The organism is Caballeronia zhejiangensis (genome assembly GCF_000698575.1).
In the GTDB taxonomy this organism is placed as follows: domain Bacteria; phylum Pseudomonadota; class Gammaproteobacteria; order Burkholderiales; family Burkholderiaceae; genus Caballeronia; species Caballeronia zhejiangensis.
Genome location: NZ_JFHD01000066.1, coordinates 1 through 15,346 on the forward strand (window position 1 = coordinate 1; position 15,346 = coordinate 15,346).

At 66.1% G+C, this 15,346-nt stretch carries 17 protein-coding genes; 15 read left to right on the top strand and 2 right to left on the bottom strand.

Annotated elements, in window-relative coordinates:
* The 14 genes from BG60_RS39405 to BG60_RS35080 all read left to right on the top strand — a co-directional run.
* A partial coding sequence (locus BG60_RS39405; protein WP_206540339.1) for a hypothetical protein occupies window positions 1–195 on the top strand: 195 nt, incomplete at its 5' end.
* Window positions 122–1,519, top strand: coding sequence for a glycoside hydrolase family 18 protein (locus tag BG60_RS35015; RefSeq protein WP_081851932.1), 1,398 nt, complete (start codon window positions 122–124; stop codon window positions 1,517–1,519). The genes BG60_RS39405 and BG60_RS35015, both read left to right, overlap by 74 nt.
* Window positions 1,520–1,597: 78 nt before the next feature.
* On the top strand, window positions 1,598–2,068 hold the full coding sequence (gene gspG, locus BG60_RS35020) for a type II secretion system major pseudopilin GspG (RefSeq protein ID WP_008351020.1): 471 nt from the start codon (window positions 1,598–1,600) through the stop codon (window positions 2,066–2,068).
* 17 nt (window positions 2,069–2,085) lie between these two features.
* Window positions 2,086–3,270, top strand: a complete 1,185-nt coding sequence (locus tag BG60_RS35025) for a type II secretion system F family protein (protein ID WP_034474466.1) — start codon at window positions 2,086–2,088, stop codon at window positions 3,268–3,270.
* A gap of 3 nt (window positions 3,271–3,273) precedes the next feature.
* Complete coding sequence (locus BG60_RS35030; RefSeq protein ID WP_008351022.1) at window positions 3,274–4,917, top strand: GspE/PulE family protein; 1,644 nt, start codon at window positions 3,274–3,276, stop codon at window positions 4,915–4,917.
* Window positions 4,918–4,929: 12 nt separating this feature from the next.
* Window positions 4,930–5,772: a hypothetical protein gene (locus BG60_RS35035; RefSeq protein ID WP_034474450.1), complete on the top strand. Its 843-nt coding sequence runs from the start codon at window positions 4,930–4,932 to the stop codon at window positions 5,770–5,772.
* Complete coding sequence (locus tag BG60_RS39285) at window positions 5,769–6,449, top strand: hypothetical protein (RefSeq protein ID WP_034474451.1); 681 nt, start codon at window positions 5,769–5,771, stop codon at window positions 6,447–6,449. Before BG60_RS35035 ends, BG60_RS39285 begins: the two co-directional genes overlap by 4 nt.
* A complete protein-coding gene (locus BG60_RS35045; RefSeq protein WP_034474453.1) occupies window positions 6,446–6,970 on the top strand; it encodes a hypothetical protein in 525 nt (174 codons plus the stop codon). The genes BG60_RS39285 and BG60_RS35045 overlap by 4 nt, the downstream gene beginning before the upstream one ends.
* A complete protein-coding gene (locus BG60_RS35050) occupies window positions 6,967–7,530 on the top strand; it encodes a hypothetical protein (protein ID WP_034474455.1) in 564 nt (187 codons plus the stop codon). Before BG60_RS35045 ends, BG60_RS35050 begins: the two co-directional genes overlap by 4 nt.
* Window positions 7,527–9,524 carry a secretin N-terminal domain-containing protein gene (locus BG60_RS35055; protein WP_034474457.1) on the top strand — a complete coding sequence of 666 codons (1,998 nt, stop codon included), beginning with the start codon at window positions 7,527–7,529 and terminating at the stop codon, window positions 9,522–9,524. The genes BG60_RS35050 and BG60_RS35055 overlap by 4 nt, the downstream gene beginning before the upstream one ends.
* A gap of 22 nt (window positions 9,525–9,546) precedes the next feature.
* Complete coding sequence (locus tag BG60_RS35060; protein WP_008351029.1) at window positions 9,547–10,014, top strand: type II secretion system protein; 468 nt, start codon at window positions 9,547–9,549, stop codon at window positions 10,012–10,014.
* Window positions 10,015–10,019: 5 nt separating this feature from the next.
* The gene (locus BG60_RS35065; RefSeq protein ID WP_008351031.1) at window positions 10,020–10,397 is read left to right on the top strand and encodes a type II secretion system protein; all 378 of its coding nucleotides are present in this window, start codon (window positions 10,020–10,022) and stop codon (window positions 10,395–10,397) included.
* Window positions 10,372–10,884, top strand: a complete 513-nt coding sequence (locus tag BG60_RS35070; RefSeq protein ID WP_008351032.1) for a type II secretion system protein — start codon at window positions 10,372–10,374, stop codon at window positions 10,882–10,884. Before BG60_RS35065 ends, BG60_RS35070 begins: the two co-directional genes overlap by 26 nt.
* A 52-nt stretch (window positions 10,885–10,936) precedes the next feature.
* Window positions 10,937–12,991 (top strand): glycoside hydrolase family 19 protein, encoded by a 2,055-nt coding sequence (locus tag BG60_RS35080; protein WP_241484929.1) that lies wholly within the window; start codon window positions 10,937–10,939, stop codon window positions 12,989–12,991.
* Window positions 12,992–13,044: 53 nt separating this feature from the next.
* On the opposite strand, the gene BG60_RS35085 is transcribed toward BG60_RS35080, so the two are convergent.
* Window positions 13,045–13,872 carry a lytic transglycosylase domain-containing protein gene (locus BG60_RS35085; RefSeq protein ID WP_241484930.1) on the bottom strand — a complete coding sequence of 276 codons (828 nt, stop codon included), beginning with the start codon at window positions 13,870–13,872 and terminating at the stop codon, window positions 13,045–13,047.
* Between the two features lie 163 nt (window positions 13,873–14,035).
* Between BG60_RS35085 and BG60_RS35090 the strand changes: the two genes are divergently transcribed.
* Window positions 14,036–14,896 (top strand): 2OG-Fe(II) oxygenase, encoded by an 861-nt coding sequence (locus BG60_RS35090; RefSeq protein ID WP_034474460.1) that lies wholly within the window; start codon window positions 14,036–14,038, stop codon window positions 14,894–14,896.
* Window positions 14,897–14,939: 43 nt separating this feature from the next.
* Here the strand turns inward: BG60_RS35090 and BG60_RS38015 are convergent.
* A partial coding sequence (locus BG60_RS38015; protein WP_338152096.1) for a carbohydrate-binding protein occupies window positions 14,940–15,346 on the bottom strand: 407 nt, incomplete at its 5' end.

Genomic DNA, 15,346 nt, shown 5'->3' on the forward strand with positions numbered 1-15,346 from the left:
CGTTCCGACGCCGACGCCGACGCCGACGCCCACGCCGACGCCCACGCCGACGCCGACGCCGACGCCGGTTCCAACACCAACGCCGACGCCCACGCCGGTTCCAACACCGACGCCAACGCCGGTGCCAACGCCGGCCCCAACACCGACGCCGACACCCACACCCACACCCGCACCCTCCCCCTCAGGGGCGCGTGAAATCGGCGGCTACTTCGCGCAGTGGGGCATCTACGACCGCAACTACAAGCTCAAGGACGTCGACACGACCGGCTCTGCCTCGATGCTCACGTTCATCAACTACGCGTTCGGCAACCTCTACCAGAAGAACGGCGGCTACGAGTGCGGCATCATCAACAAGGCCGAGCCGGGCGCGACCAATCCGAACGCCGCGGACGCAGGCACCGGCGGCGACGCCTGGGCCGACTATCAAAAGAACTTCGGCGCCAACGAAGCCGTCAGCGGCAAGGGCGACACCTGGGACTTCCCGACGAACGATCCGCGCTACGGCAAAGCCGGAGCCGGCCCGCTGAAAGGGAACTTCAATCAGCTCAAGCAGTTGAAGGCCAAGCATCCGAACCTGAAGGTGATCATTTCGCTCGGCGGCTGGACCTGGTCGCGATGGTTCGGCAAAGCGGCGGCAACCGACGCGCTGCGCAAGCAGCTCGTGAGCTCGTGCATCGACGTCTACATCAAGGGCAATCTGCCCTATGACGCCGGCTCGAACGCGGGCGGCGACGGCATCGGCGCGGACGTGTTCGACGGCATCGACATCGACTGGGAATTCCCCGGCGGCGGCGGCCAGCCATACAACGCCGTCGATCCGAACGACAAGAAGAACTACACGCTGCTGCTCGCCGAGTTCCGCAAGCAACTCGACGCCATCGGCGCCCAGAACGGCAAGCGCTATCTGCTGACGGTCGCGATCGGCGCGGGCGGCGACAAGATCGCGATGACCGAGCCGGGCGAATACAGCAAGTCGCTCGACTGGATCAACATCATGTCGTACGACTTCCACGGCGGATGGGAAACCAACGGGCCGACCGACTTCCAGGCGCCGCTCTACGGCGACCCCGACAGCCCGAACTACAAGGCGGGCCAGTATGCGCCGACCTATAACGTCGACGGAGCGGTGAAGGCGCTGCTCGCAGGCGGCGTGCCGACATCGAAGATCGTGGTCGGCGTGCCGTTCTACGGACGCGGCTGGACCGGCGTCACCAAGGGTCCGCAAGGCGACGGCCTGTATCAGAAAGCCACCAAGCCCGCGCCGGGCAAGTACGAGGAAGGCATCCAGGACTACCGCCTCCTGAAGAGCGCGGCCGGCACGGTGTACGAGCATCCGGTCGCGAAAACCGCGTACAAGTTCGACGGCACCACCTGGTGGTCCTACGACACGCCCGGAACCATGAAACTGAAGATGGACTACGTGAAAGCGCAGAACCTGCGCGGCTCGTTCGCCTGGGAACTCGACGGCGACGGACCCAACGCCGAGTTGCTGAAAGTGATGAGCGACGGACTGAAGTGATGCTCGACGGGCCGCGCGCGTATCGCCCGACCGGGCAGACGCGCGCGGCGCCGAGATCCGAACCTGCCGGGGGCTGCCATGTATAACCATTTGACGAAGGCTGCCGCACTGAGGGGAAAGCTGACGCAGACCGGCATCGGCTTGCGCCGGCGCGGCTTCACCTTGCTCGAACTGCTGGTGGTGCTGCTCATCATCGCGCTATTGGCGGGCTATGTCGGACCGAAGCTCTTCGGCGAAGTGGGCAAGGCGCGCAGCAAGACGGCGGCATCGCAGATGAAGGGCATCGAAAGCGCGCTCGACCGTTATCGGCTGGACACCGGGCACTATCCGGGCACCGACGCCGGCCTCGCCGCGCTGATGACCAACGTCGGCAACACGTCGGGCTGGGAAGGTCCGTACATGAGCAGCGCGATTCCGAACGATCCGTGGGGCAAGCCGTATATCTATCGATCGCCGGGCGAAGGCGGCAAGGACTACGACCTGATGACCTACGGCGCCGACGGCAAGCCGGGCGGATCGGGCGAGGACGCGGACATCGTCGCCAAATGATCCGCGCGGTGAGCGCCATGCGATATCGCGTACGGGTCGAAAGCGACGGCGGCCAGCAGGAGCTGGAACTCGACGCCGCCGATGACGCCCAGTTGCGCCAGAGCGTCGCCGACATGGGTCTGTCGCTCATCGAAGCGACGCCGCTCGAAAAGCGCAAGGCGGGCTTCACGTTCCGCAAGCCCGTGTTCGAGCGCGCGCTCTTCACGCAAGAGCTGATCGCGCTGCTCGAAGCGGGCCTGAGCCTCGTCGAGACCGTCGAGACATTGCGCGACAAGAGCCGCGACGGGCTCAATCGCACAGTGCTCGCGCAGATCGTTTCCGCGCTCTACGAAGGCGAGCCGCTGTCGCGCGCGCTCGAGCGGCAGCCCGCGCACTTTCCGCCGCTCTACGTCGCGACCGTGGCCTCCGCCGAACAGACCGGCCATCTCGCCGAGGCGCTCAAGCGCTATCACCACTACGACGCGCGGCTCTCCGTGGTGCGCAAGAAAGTCGTGTCGTCGATGGTGTATCCGTCGATCGTCATCGCGACGGGCGCGCTCATCGTCCTGTTTCTCGCGTTCTACGTGATCCCGAAGTTCAGCCAGGTGTTCGCGTCGATGAAGGAGATTCCGTTCTCCGCGCGCGTGATGCTCGCGTGGGGAAATCTCGTCGAGGCGCACGGCGGGCTGCTGCTCGCGGGCGTCGTCGGCGCGATCGTCGGCGCGGGCTTGTCGTTGCGCAGCGAGAAGGTGCGCGCGCGGCTCTTCGAAGCGTTCATGCGGCTGCCGAAGCTCGCGGACTATCAGCGCCTCTTCGCGCTGACGCGCTTCTACCGCACGCTCGGCCTCTTGCTCGCGGGCGGCATGTCGATGGTTACGTCGATGGAACTCGCCGCGCAGGTCTTGCCCGCGCAATTGCAGACTGCGCTCGCGCAGGCGCTCGACGAAATTCGCGCGGGCAAGCCGCTCTCCGGCGCGCTGCCCGCCGCGAATCTGACGACGCCGGTGGCCGAACGGCTCATCCGCGTGGGCGAGCAAAGCGGCGAGCTGGCCGGCATGGTGACGCGCTCGGCCGAGTTTTGCGACGAAGAGCTGGACCGCGCGATCGACACGCTGATGCGCGTGGTCGAGCCCGTCCTGATGCTGGTGGTGGGCAGCATCATCGGGACGATCATCTTCCTGCTCTACATGCCGATCTTCCAACTGGCCGGAGCCGTGGGGTGAATCATGGAACAAGCCGCGCACATCGCGCCCGATACGCGCACGCGCCAGCAGCGATTCTGGGACGATGCCGATCACGATCCCGCCGACTATCTGCATAACGTGACGGCGACGCTCGGCCTGCGCGGCTTCGACGCGCAAGCGCTCGAAACGCTCACGCCGCGCTTCGACCTGCTCTCTTTCGGCGACGCGATGTCGCGCAAGTGCCTGCTCGCCGACGACCCCGGCGCGCACTTGTGGCTCGTGCTCGCCGACCCTTTCGACGCCAACATGCGCGCCTGGGCGATGAACCGCGTGAAGAAGCCCTTCGCGTTCGCGTTCTGCGTGCCCGCCGAACTGATGGCGTACCTCGCGCTGCATGAATCGGCGCATCAGGCGCTCACGCAGATCAGCGTCGAGGGCAAGTCGTCGGCGAGCGCCGATGCGGGCGTCGAGATCACGCTCGCCACGCTCGCCGCCGACGTGCATCCCGTGATCCGGCTCGTCAATTCGTCGCTGTACGACGCGCTGCGGGCCCGCGCATCGGATATCCATATCGAAAGCACGGCGGCGGGACTCGTCATCAAATACCGCATCGACGGCGTGCTGCAGGAAACGGCGAGCGCGCCGGGCATCGACACGGCCGAGCAAGTGCTGTCGCGCCTGAAGGTCATGGCCGATCTCGATATCGGCGAGCGGCGCATTCCGCAGGACGGGCGCTTCAAGGCGATCATCAATCAGCGCGAGATCGATTTTCGCGTCTCGATCATGCCGTCGATCCACGGCGAAGACGCCGTGCTGCGCGTGCTCGACAAGCAACGCGGCGAGGCCGGCGCCACCGCGCTGCGGCTCGATTCGATCGGCCACGAGCCGGAGATCGTCGAGGCGATCCGCACGATCGCGCACGAGCCGTACGGTCTCCTGCTCGTGACCGGGCCGACCGGCTCGGGCAAATCGACGACGCTCTACGCGACGCTCACCGAAATCAATACCGGCGACGAGAAGATCATCACGATCGAAGATCCGGTGGAATACGAGTTGCCGGGCGTGCTGCAAATTCCCATCAACGACAAGAAAGGGCTCACGTTCGCGCGCGGCCTGCGCTCGATCCTGCGGCACGATCCGGACAAGATTCTCGTCGGCGAAATCCGCGATGGCGAAACGGCGGGCATCGCCGTGCAGGCAGCGCTGACCGGCCACCTCGTGCTGACGTCCGTCCACGCGAACAACGTCTTCTCCGTGCTCGACCGCTTCCTGCACATGGGCGTCGACATGCACAGTTTCGTCGACGCGCTGCTCGGCGCGGTCGCGCAACGGCTGATGCGCAAGAACTGCCCGCATTGCGTGCGCGACGACGATCCGCCCGACGACGCGCTGCTGCGCGCTTCGGCGCTCACGCGCGAAGAGATCGCCGGCTGGCGTTTCCGCAAAGGCGCGGGCTGCGAGGCGTGCAGGCGCACGGGCTATCTCGGACGTCAGCCGATCGCGGAAGTGCTGCGCCTGAACGATGCGATCAAGCAATGCTTCGTCGAGCGGCGGCCGATCGTCGAGCTGAAGCAACTCGCGTATCAGAGCGGCTTCGTGCCGCTGCGCGGCATCGCGTTGCGCGCGGTCGCCGACGGACGCACGACGCTCGCCGAAGTCAATCGCGTCACGATGGTCGAAGGCTGACGGGGGCGAATCATGTCGCGTTGGTCGGACCATCTCGAAGCGTTGCGCAGCGTCGCGAAGAAGCGGCCAAAGCTGAATGCGCCGTCGATCAAAACGCCCGCATTCATGAGCCGCACGACGATCTGGATCGACGGACGGCACGCCCGCACGTTCGGCGGCGCGCCGATGCCGCTGTCATCGGCGAACGATGTCGCCGCGGCGCTCAAGGCCATCGAAACGCTCGCGCCGAAGCCCGCGAACCTCGGTCTGCATGCACTGCGCGTGGTGGTCGGCGCACCGTTCGCGCGCTATCACGCGCTGCCGTGGCAGCCGCTGCCGAAACCGCAGGACTGGGTCGCCGCCGCACGCGTGCAGGCCGTGCAGATGGGCGCGGGCACCGAGGCGTGGCGCTACGCCGTCACCGATGGCGCGTGGGAACAGGGACGCCTCGCCGCCGCGATATCGGAAGCGCTGTGCGCGGGCATCGAGCGTCTGTGCAAGACGCGCAAGCTGCAACTGCTCGGCATCGAGCCGGCGTATACCTTCGCGATGCAGAAGCATGCGGCGCGCATCCGCGAAGGCGCGATCGCGATCGTCGCGCTGGAGGAAACGGAGCGTGACGCGGCCATCGCGCATATCGGGCTGCGGCGCGGCGGCGGATGGACGGCCTTCATCGCATTGCCGGTGACGCGCACGCGCGAGGGCGCGCTCGATGGCGTGCTGCGCGACGCGTTCGCGCTCTGCGCCGATACGCCGCCCGAACGCCGCTATGTGATTGGACCGGGCGGACCGGGCGGACCGGACGCGCGCGAGCGCTGGTCGGCCGACGCCGCGCTCGTCGAATGGCTGCCCGCGCCCTGGGATGCCGCGACATGAAAGCGCCCGTCATCGACCTGCATCGTCCGAACCGGCCCGGCGCGGCCGTGGGGCTGCTCGCGCTCGTCGTCGGGATCGTCGCGCTGATCGCGGCGATGCAGTATCGCGACGCGCTCAAGGAACAAGGCGAGGCGCTCGACGAACGCGAGGCGACGATCGCGAAGCAGGAAGCGAAGTTTCATGTGATCAGCAACGCGCATCGCGAGTCCGGCGACGCGCGCATGGCGCAGTTGATGGCGCAGCAGCGCTACGCGACGGAACCGGCGCGCGATCTGATCGAAGGCGGATGGCATCCGAATATCGCGCTGCTGTCGCTGGATTTCGTCACCGCGTCGCGGCAGATCAACATGCAGTTCGAGACGCGCTCGGTCCAGGAAGCGATCTCTTACGCCGACTGGCTTCAGGCGCAGCCCGGCGCGGAAAGCGTCGCGATCAAGCGGCAGATTCAGAAGCCGGGACCGCCGGCGCCATCGGTGGAGACGTCGTTGCAGGTCACGTGGAAGGCGTTCGTCGCGCGCCCGGTGGCGGCTTCGGCGGTTGCGGCCGCTGCTTCGGCATCGGCGGCTTCGGCGGCATCGGCGGCATCGGCGGCATCGGCGGCTTCCGCCGCTCCGGCCGCATCGCAAGCGCGGCCCCAGGCGAGCCACGCCGCCCATCCGAGCGGAGCGCGCCGATGAACCGCCTCGTCTGGGAACTGCGGCGCGCGCAGTGGCGGCTCGGCACCTTCGGGCTGCTCGCGGTACTGCTCATCGCGGGCGCGGCGATCGTCGCGCTGACCGACATCCTGCCCTTGCATCGCGACATCGCGCAGCGTGAGGCCGATCTGAACGCGCGCGCCGTCCATCTGACGCAACCGCCGCCACCCTCGCCCGACGAAGCCGTCGCACCGGTCAGCCCCGAGGAGCGTTATTTCGTGTTCCTGCACAGTCTGCATGCGATCGCGGCGAAGAACGGCATCGCGATTCCGCAGATCACGTATCAGCTCGCCGCGCAGGAGAAGGACGATCCGTCGCTGCGGCGCTATGTCGTCGAGACGACGTTCAGCGCCACTTATCTGCAGTTCCGCGGCTTCATGCACGAACTGCGGACGCTGCCGGGCCTGCGCTGCGAACGGCTCACCCTGTCGCGGCCGAATATCGGCGTGACGCAACTGGAGGTGCGCCTGCAATGCGCGTTTCTCGTGGAAGCAACGAAATGAGCCGGCTCGACCTGCGCACCCTGAAGATCTCGCGTCCGGTGCTGGGGCTGATGGTGGCGGCGCTCGCGCTCGTCGTATTCACGTATTTTCGCGGCGGCGACGATACGGCGCCCGAACCGCAACAGTCAGCGGCGACATCGACGGCGAAGCCCGCCGCGCCCGCTTCCGCGCCGCCGGCGGCGAGCGCAGCCGATATCGTCGCGGCGGCCGGACCCGCGCCCATCGATCTCTTTCCGACGCAGAACTGGCAGCCACCGCCGCCGCCTCCGCCGCCCGAACCGCCCAAGCCGTCGAAGCCGCCGCCGCCGCCCGAGCCGCCGCCGCTGCCGTTCGCGGTTCGCTCGCTCTGGCTCGATCAGCAAGGCGTTTTCTATGTGGTCATTTCCGGCGCGAACCGCGAGTTCCCGCTCTGCATGAACTGCCAGAAGAAGGGCTTCCTGCACAAGGGCGACGTGATGCTGAACGCTTATCGCATCGACGACATCAGCCGCCGCGAAGTCCAGTTCACGTACCTGCCGCTGAAGCGCCGGCAGACGCTGTCGCTTGGAGAACTCAAATGAGCCGGCTCAAAGACGTGACGGTCTGCCTGTTGATTCCGCTCATCGCGGCATGCGCGGGGGATCTGCATCGGCAGGATCTGCAAAACCGGCTCGCGGGCATGCCGCCCGACGCCCAGCTCGAACTGCTCGCGCAGCAAAGCGCGCAGTATCCCGACGATCTGGAAATCAGAAGCTGGTATCTCGCGTTGCGGCGCAGGCTGTCGATGGAATACCTGCAACGCGCGACCGTCGCGTACCGCGCGGGCGACGCGGCGCAGGCGCTCGGCTGGGCGCACAAGGCGCAGCAGGCCGCGCCCGGCGACGACAACCCGCGCGAGATGATCGAGTGGATCGAGCGACAGGCGCCGATCGACGCGGAAGTGCGCTACGCCGAATCGGTGCGTCTGGATCAGCCGCAGGCGGCGCTCTCGGCCGTTATCGACGTGCTCGCGAAGCAGCCCGACAACGCGCGCGCGATCCGGCTGCGCGAAGAACTGCTCGCGCCGAAGGGCCAATCGATCGAGCCGAAGCTCAACAAGGACCTCGATCAACCGATCACGGTGCAGTTCCGCGATCAGCCGATCATCAGCATCTTCGAGCTGGTGTCGAACATCACCGGGCTGAACTTCACGTTCGACCGCGAAGTGCAAGCGACCGCGCCGACCACGATCTTCGCGAGCAACACGCCCGTCAAGCAGGTGCTGTCGATGGTGCTCCAGGCCAATCAGCTTTCGAGCAAGATCGTGAGCGGCAATTCGATCCTCATCTACCCGAAGCGGCCCGACAAGGAAACCGAGTACAAGGATCTCGTCGTGCGGACGTTCTATCTGCAGAACTCGACGGCGGCGCAGGTGCTCGGCGTGCTCAAGCAGATGGTCAAGACGCGCGACGCCGTGCTCGACGAGCGCACCAACGCGATCATCATGCGCGACGCGCCGGACACGATCAAAGTGGCGGAGCGCATCATCCGCGCGCTCGACGTGACGCCCGCCGAAGTGGTCATCGACGCGCAGGTGCTCGAAGTGTCGTCGTCCGATCTGCTGAACATGGGTATCCAGTATCCGGACCGCATCACGTTCGGGCTCAAGTCCGGCACGATCGACGACGGCACCACGCTGCCCGACAACACCGTCACGCTCGAACAACTGCATAACCTCAACAGCAGCGACGTGCTGGTGCGGATCGGGCCGGTCGGCATCAACTTTTTGCAGACGCACGGCAAGACGCGCACGCTCGCCAATCCGAGCATCCGCGTGCGCAATCGCGAGAAGGCGAAGGTGCTGATCGGCGACCGGCTGCCCGTAGTCACGACGACGCTCTCCAGCAACTTCAGCTCCGAGAGCGTCAACTATCAGGACGTCGGCCTCACGCTGGAAGTCGCGCCGGTGATCGCCAGTCCCGACGAAGTGCAGGTGAAGCTGCGCATGGAAGTGTCGAATGTCACCGACACGATCACGACGTCGACCGGGCTCGTCGCGTACCAGATCGGCACCCGCACCGCCGAAACCGTGATGAGCGTGCGCAACAACGAAACGCAGATGCTCGCGGGCCTGCTCCAGCGCAACGATCGCAGCTCGGGATCGGGCCTGCCGGGACTGAGCCGCCTGCCGATTTTCGACCGCATCTTCGGCTCGCGCGCCGACGACTCGAAGGAAACCGAACTCGTCTTGCTGCTCACGCCGCGCATCGTGCGCAATCAGGCCGTGCCGACGGGCAACGCGATGCAGTTCGATTCGGGCACGGAAACGCGCATCAGCACCGAGCGCGATGTCGTGACCGGCAACGAGAGCTTGCGTCTGCCGCCGCCGGTCGCCGCCGCGCCGGCGGTCGCGGCCGGTGCGGTCGCCGCAGCCCCGCTGCCCGCGCCGCCCGCGCCGCCCGCTCCGTCGGCTCCATCGGCTCCATCCGTGCCGAACGAGCCGCCGAGCGCGCCGCCCATCGCGATCCTGCCGCCGCCCGCGCCGACGCTTCAGTCAACCGGCGAAGCGCAGCGGCTGCCGCGCGAGCAGCCCTGAACCGCGCAGCCGGCCGACGACGATGGAAAAGGGCTTCACGATCATCGAACTGCTGGTCACGCTCGCGATCCTCGCCGCGCTCGCGATGGTCGCCGCGCCCCTCGTGCAGATCGCCGCGCAGCGCAACCGGGAGGACGAGTTCAGGCGCGCGCTGTGGAGCATCCGCGACGCGATCGACGCCTACAAGAAAGCCGGCGACGACGGCAAGATCGACCGTCCCGTCGGCGAAACGGGCTATCCGGCGAAGCTTGCAACGCTCGTCGAAGGCGTCGTCGACAAGACGAGTCCGACGCACGCGCGCATCTACTTCCTGCGCCGCGTGCCGCGCGACCCGATGTGCGACTGCCCGAGCCGCTCCGACGACGCGACCTGGGGCAAGCGCAGCTACGCGAGCCCGCCCGATTCGCCGAGCGAAGGCGACGACGTCTACGACGTCTATTCGCTGTCCGAAGGCACCGGTCTCAACGGCGTTCCCTATCGAAAGTGGTGAGAGCCATGTGGAAGAAGGCGCTGCGCGCATTCACGCTGATCGAGTTGCTGGTCGTGCTGGCGATCATCGCGACCTTGCTCACGCTCGTCGTGCCGCGCTACTTCGGCCAGGCGGACAAGGCGAAGGAAACCGTGCTGCATCAGAACCTCGCCGCGATGCGCGATTCCATCGACCGCTTTCGCGCGGATCAGGGGCGCTATCCGCAATCGCTCGATGAGCTCGTGCAGAAGCGCTATCTGCGCGAGATACCGATGGACCCGGTCGCGGGCAATCGCACCGCATGGACGACCGAGCCGCCCGCCGACGGCACACCCGGCGTCTACAACGTGCGCAGCGGCGCGAAAGGCAAGGGCAAGGATGGCAGCGATTACAGCGCGTGGTGAGCGGCGCGGCGGCGCACGTCGAAAGCGCGAGCGCGGCTTCGGCATGTTGTGGGCGCTGATGTGCGTCGCGCTGATCTCCATCTATCTGATGGCGGTCGGCACCGTATGGACCACCCAAATCCAGCGCGTGAAGGAAGACGAGCTGCTGCGCCGCGGCGACGCGATCCGCCGGGCGATCGAGGCTTACGTCAAGGCCGACAAGAGCGGCGCGTTCCCGAAGCGCTTCGACGATCTGCTGCGCGATCCGCGCGCGTCATACGTGCAGCGCTATCTGCGCGAGGCCTATGCCGATCCGATGACCAACGACGGCCCGTGGCAGGAGATTCGCGGGCCGGACGGCGAGTTATACGGCGTGTACAGCGCATCGAACGAAGCGCCGCTCAAGAAGGACGGATTTTCCGACAGCGATGCGAGCTTCGGGCTGCAGACGAGCATTTCGGAATGGAAGTTCACGTACTACCCGGAAAAGAACATGAGCCGACGGTAGCCGACTTCAATCGTCCGGCGCGCATCCGGACCTTCACGCTGGAGAGACTGAGATGACATCGATTCGAAGAAAGCTGGCATTGCTGCCGGCCGCGCTGATGCTTCAGGCGGGTCTGACGTTCGCGCAGCAGGCCTGGACCGAGGGCACGACCTATTCGGCGGGCACGACAGTCACGTACAACGGACGCGTCTATCAGGCTTTGCAGACGCATACGGCTTATCCCGGCGCGGGATGGAATCCGGCTGCGTCGCCGACGTTGTGGAAGGATGTCGGCGCGGCGGGGACGCCTGCGCCGGCTCCGGCTCCGACGCCTGTGCCGGTTCCTGCTCCGGTTCCGGTTCCGACTCCGACGCCTGTTCCGACGCCCACGCCGACGCCGACGCCGGTTCCGACACCAACGCCGACACCAACGCCAACGCCAACGCCGACACCAACACCGTCCGGCTGCTACACGGCGTGGTCCGCGAGTCAGGTTTATGCGCAGGCGAACACGCGCGTGACGTACAACGGGCGGAACTATCGAAACAAGTGGTGGACGCAGGGCGACAATCCCGCGCAATCGGGCGCGTATGGCGTGTGGGAAGACCTCGGCGCGTGCAGCGGCGCAACGCCGAGCCCGACGCCCGTTCCTACGCCTACGCCTGTTCCTGCGCCTGTTCCTGCGCCTGTTCCTGCGCCGACGCCTGTTCCGACTCCAACGCCCACGCCGACTCCGGTGCCGGTGCCCACGCCGACGCCGACGCCGACGCCCGTACCTGTGCCCACTCCGGTTCCGACGCCAACGCCAGCGCCAACCCCAACGCCAACCCCAACCCCAACGCCAACGCCAACGCCCGCGTCCTACAAACCTCAAATCACCTACATCCCCGCGCCCGCCGATTACCCGACGCAGGCCCAGTTCAACGCGTCCGAGAAAGCGCTGATCGACCAATCCGGCGGCCAGATCGCGACGCTGCGCGACGCCCTGCGCGTGCTGCCCGACGACGAAGTCAACGCCGTCGTGCCGAAACGCGCCGCCAATCCGTCGAACGTGAAGCGCGTCGAAGCGATCATCCCCGAAGCGAAGTTCGACGCGCTCTTCCCTGTACGCAACATCGCTTATTCGTACGTGAACTTCCTGCGCGGCATCGCTAAATTCCCGGCCTACTGCGGCGACTACACGGACGGACGCGACGCCGACGCCATCTGTCGCAAGCTGCTCGCCACATCGTTCGCGCACTTCGTGCAGGAAACCGGCGCGAACTGGAATTCGCTGACGCCGGCGCAAGCGCGCTCGAACGACGCCGAGCGCAACAACCCGGTACTCGCGACGATGCCGCAAAACACGCCGATTCCCTTCTGGCAGCAAGGGCTGTGGTTCCTGCGCGAATCGGGATACACGGAAGGCTCGGCGGTCGGCGCGTATCAGCAGTGCATCCCCGGCTCGCACGCGACGAACTGGATCTTCTATCCGTGCGCGAAGAATGCCTCGGGCAAGTATCTCGACTACTTCGGGCGCGGCGCGAAGCAGCTCTCGTGGAACTACAACTTCGGCCCGTTCTCGCAGGCGCTGTATGGCGACGTCAACATCCTGCTCGACAATCCCGGACGCGTCGCGGATACGTGGCTCAACTTCGCATCCGCGATCTGGTTCGCCGTGACGCCGCAAACGCCCAAGCCGCCGATGACCTGGGCCGTCGACGGAACCTGGAAGCCGAACGCCGTCGATATTGGCAACAACATGAAGCCGGGCTTCGGCGCGACGGTGTTCATCATCAACGGCGGGATCGAGTGCGGCGGCGGCGGCGCGGAAAAATCGCAGGTGACGAACCGCATCAACGCGTACAAGGAGTTCACGCGCGAGCTGGGCGTGACCATTCCCGCCGACGAACCGCTCGGCTGCGCCAACATGAAAGGCTTCAACGAAGGCTCGGCCGCCGCGATCAAGGCGTATCTCGACAAGGACTATTCGTGGATCAACGGCAAGCCGGCGACGGGATGCAAGCTGGTCGACTATCAGATGCCCTTCTCGCTCATCAATCCGGGCGATTACAAGGCGTGCACGGACTACTTCTTCCGCGGCAAGGTGACATACAACGGCAAGGTCGAAGTCGACAACACGAAGTAAGCGCCGGCGCGCTCCCTCGCGGCAACATCCGCGCGAGGGAACGCGTGAAGCGTTCAGCGCCCGTCGCGATAACGCTCGGCGAGCGTCTTCACGCGCGACACATACGTGCGCGTCTCGTTGTATGGCGGCACGCCGTTGTAGCGATCGACGGCCGCCTCGCCGCTGTTGTACGCGGCCAGCGCGAGATCGAGATTGTTGTTGAAGCGCCTGAGCAGCCACGACAGATACTGCACGCCGCCGCGAATGTTTTGCGCCGCGTCGAACGGATCGCCGACGTTGAAGCGCGTCGCCGTCGCCGGCATCAGTTGCATGAGGCCCTGCGCGCCCGCGCGGGAGATCGCGTTCGCGCGATACGCCGATTCCGCGTGAATCACCGCGCGCACGAGCGCGCTGTCGACGTTGAACGACGCGGCGGCGGCATCGATTTCGCGTCCGTAGGAACGCGTGTCGAGCGCGAGCCCGGCAACGTTGACGTCATCGCCGGGCGAGCACAGATTGCACGTCTCCATGAAACGCAACTCGATGACCGTTACGTTCGCCGCAACGCCGGCCGGTTTCCTGGACACGAAGTGGCGCACGCCGTCTTCGACATAGCTGTAGATGCGCGCCGTGGTCTGACGTCGCGTGAGCGGCGCGGCGGGCGGCGCGGCCGACGCCATCGATGCGGATGACGGGGCAGGCGGCGTCCACTGCCAGTTCATGTTCACGCGGATGCACTTTGCGTTTTCGATGCGCGTGCTGACATACGCGACCGTGTTGTCATCGGACTCGCAGCGCAGCATCGACGCGGCGCGCGCGCGCTCGCCAAGCGCGAGGCATCCGATCGCCAGCAACAAGGCGATCGCACGGCGGCCTTCGATCCTCAACGATGCGCTTCGCATGGCGCGATTCATCCCTCATCCGACACGGCCCGATGCCGCGCCTTGAGAAAGCATAGTTCGCTTTGCGCGAGCCGCGCGGCTGTTTCAATCGCGCCGTTGTTCTTCAGATGCTTTTGTGCTTCCATGAAAGGACCGATCGTTTAGTGATACTCGGAAAGCCGCCATGAGCACGATTCCCCGCTTCGATTCGACATGGAAGAACTGGCTCGACGACAACATCCGCCGCGGCTGCACGCATCAGTCGCTGATCGACGCGATGATCGCCGCCGCGTTCCATCCGAACACCGCGCGCCTGCTGCTCGCGCGCCATCTTGCCGGCGACGCGCCTCAAGCCGACGATGAAACATCGCCCGACTATCTCTACGGCACGCCGATGCTGCCGCAGGCGCGCGTGCTGACCGCGAGCGATCGATCCGCGCCCAAGGTATTCAGCAGCGAACAGCCGGTGATCGCGCTCGTCGCCGACGTGCTCGACGACACCGAATGCGACCGGCTGATCGAGATCGGCCGCGAGCATGTGCAGCGCTCGTCCGTCGTCGATCCCGATTCGGGCAAGGAGATCACCATCGAAGGACGCAGGAGCGAAGGCGCGTTCGTCAATGCATCGACGGATGCGCTCGTCGAAACGATCGACCGAAGGATCGCCGAACTGTTTCGCCAGCCGGTAGAGAACGGCGAGGATCTGCATATCCTTCGATACGGCATGGGCGGCGAATATCGCCCGCATTACGACTACTTCCCCGAAGAGCAGGCCGGCAGCAAACATCACATGCAGCGCGGCGGGCAGCGTATCGCGACGGTCATCCTCTATCTCAACGAAGTCGAGCAAGGCGGCGACACGACGTTTCCGGACATCGGACTCGCGATTCATCCGCGGCGCGGCAGCGCGCTCTATTTCGAATACGTCAACGAACTCGGACAAAGCGATCCAAAAACGCTGCACGCGGGCACGCCCGTCGAAAAAGGCGAGAAGTGGATTGCGACGAAGTGGATCCGGCGCGGGCGTTTTCGCGCTGAAGCATGAGACTTGCGCGACGCCTCGATGCGGGCGCCGCGCTCCCCCTCTCTCATTTGCAGGCTCCGACTTTTTCCCAGGCGCCGTCGGAGTTCGTCGCCGGATCGGCGTTGGCGCTCCACCACTTGTTGCGATAGTTCATGCCGTTGTAGCTGACCGTCGTGCCCGCGGTCGCGTAGGTCTTGCTCGCGCTCCACGGCGCGGCGCACGCGAGCAACGTCTGTCCCGAACACGCGCCCAGGTCCTGCCACGATTTGCCGCTGCCCGAATTGCGCGAGGGATCGTCGGAGTTCTCCCAGCGCGCGCTGTAGTTGCGGCCATTGACCGATACGTTTTCCTTTGCCTTGTAGATCGTGCCCGACTGCCAGGCGATGGCGCATGTCGCGCCTCCTGCGCTGGGTGAGGGGGCGGGGGTTGGTGTCGGCGTTGGCGCCGGTGCGGGCGTAGGTGTTGGCGTTG

Coding starts and splice junctions, on each gene's coding strand:
- gspG (WP_008351020.1), top strand. CDS start 1,598: ATGTATAACCATTTGACGAAGGCTGCCGCACTGAGGGGAAAGCTGACG.
- BG60_RS35070 (WP_008351032.1), top strand. CDS start 10,372: ATGGCAGCGATTACAGCGCGTGGTGAGCGGCGCGGCGGCGCACGTCGA.
- BG60_RS35030 (WP_008351022.1), top strand. CDS start 3,274: ATGGAACAAGCCGCGCACATCGCGCCCGATACGCGCACGCGCCAGCAG.
- BG60_RS35035 (WP_034474450.1), top strand. CDS start 4,930: ATGTCGCGTTGGTCGGACCATCTCGAAGCGTTGCGCAGCGTCGCGAAG.
- BG60_RS35025 (WP_034474466.1), top strand. CDS start 2,086: ATGCGATATCGCGTACGGGTCGAAAGCGACGGCGGCCAGCAGGAGCTG.
- BG60_RS35085 (WP_241484930.1), bottom strand. CDS start 13,872: ATGCGAAGCGCATCGTTGAGGATCGAAGGCCGCCGTGCGATCGCCTTG.
- BG60_RS39285 (WP_034474451.1), top strand. CDS start 5,769: ATGAAAGCGCCCGTCATCGACCTGCATCGTCCGAACCGGCCCGGCGCG.
- BG60_RS35065 (WP_008351031.1), top strand. CDS start 10,020: ATGTGGAAGAAGGCGCTGCGCGCATTCACGCTGATCGAGTTGCTGGTC.
- BG60_RS35080 (WP_241484929.1), top strand. CDS start 10,937: ATGACATCGATTCGAAGAAAGCTGGCATTGCTGCCGGCCGCGCTGATG.
- BG60_RS35050 (WP_034474455.1), top strand. CDS start 6,967: ATGAGCCGGCTCGACCTGCGCACCCTGAAGATCTCGCGTCCGGTGCTG.
- BG60_RS35055 (WP_034474457.1), top strand. CDS start 7,527: ATGAGCCGGCTCAAAGACGTGACGGTCTGCCTGTTGATTCCGCTCATC.
- BG60_RS35045 (WP_034474453.1), top strand. CDS start 6,446: ATGAACCGCCTCGTCTGGGAACTGCGGCGCGCGCAGTGGCGGCTCGGC.
- BG60_RS35090 (WP_034474460.1), top strand. CDS start 14,036: ATGAGCACGATTCCCCGCTTCGATTCGACATGGAAGAACTGGCTCGAC.
- BG60_RS35060 (WP_008351029.1), top strand. CDS start 9,547: ATGGAAAAGGGCTTCACGATCATCGAACTGCTGGTCACGCTCGCGATC.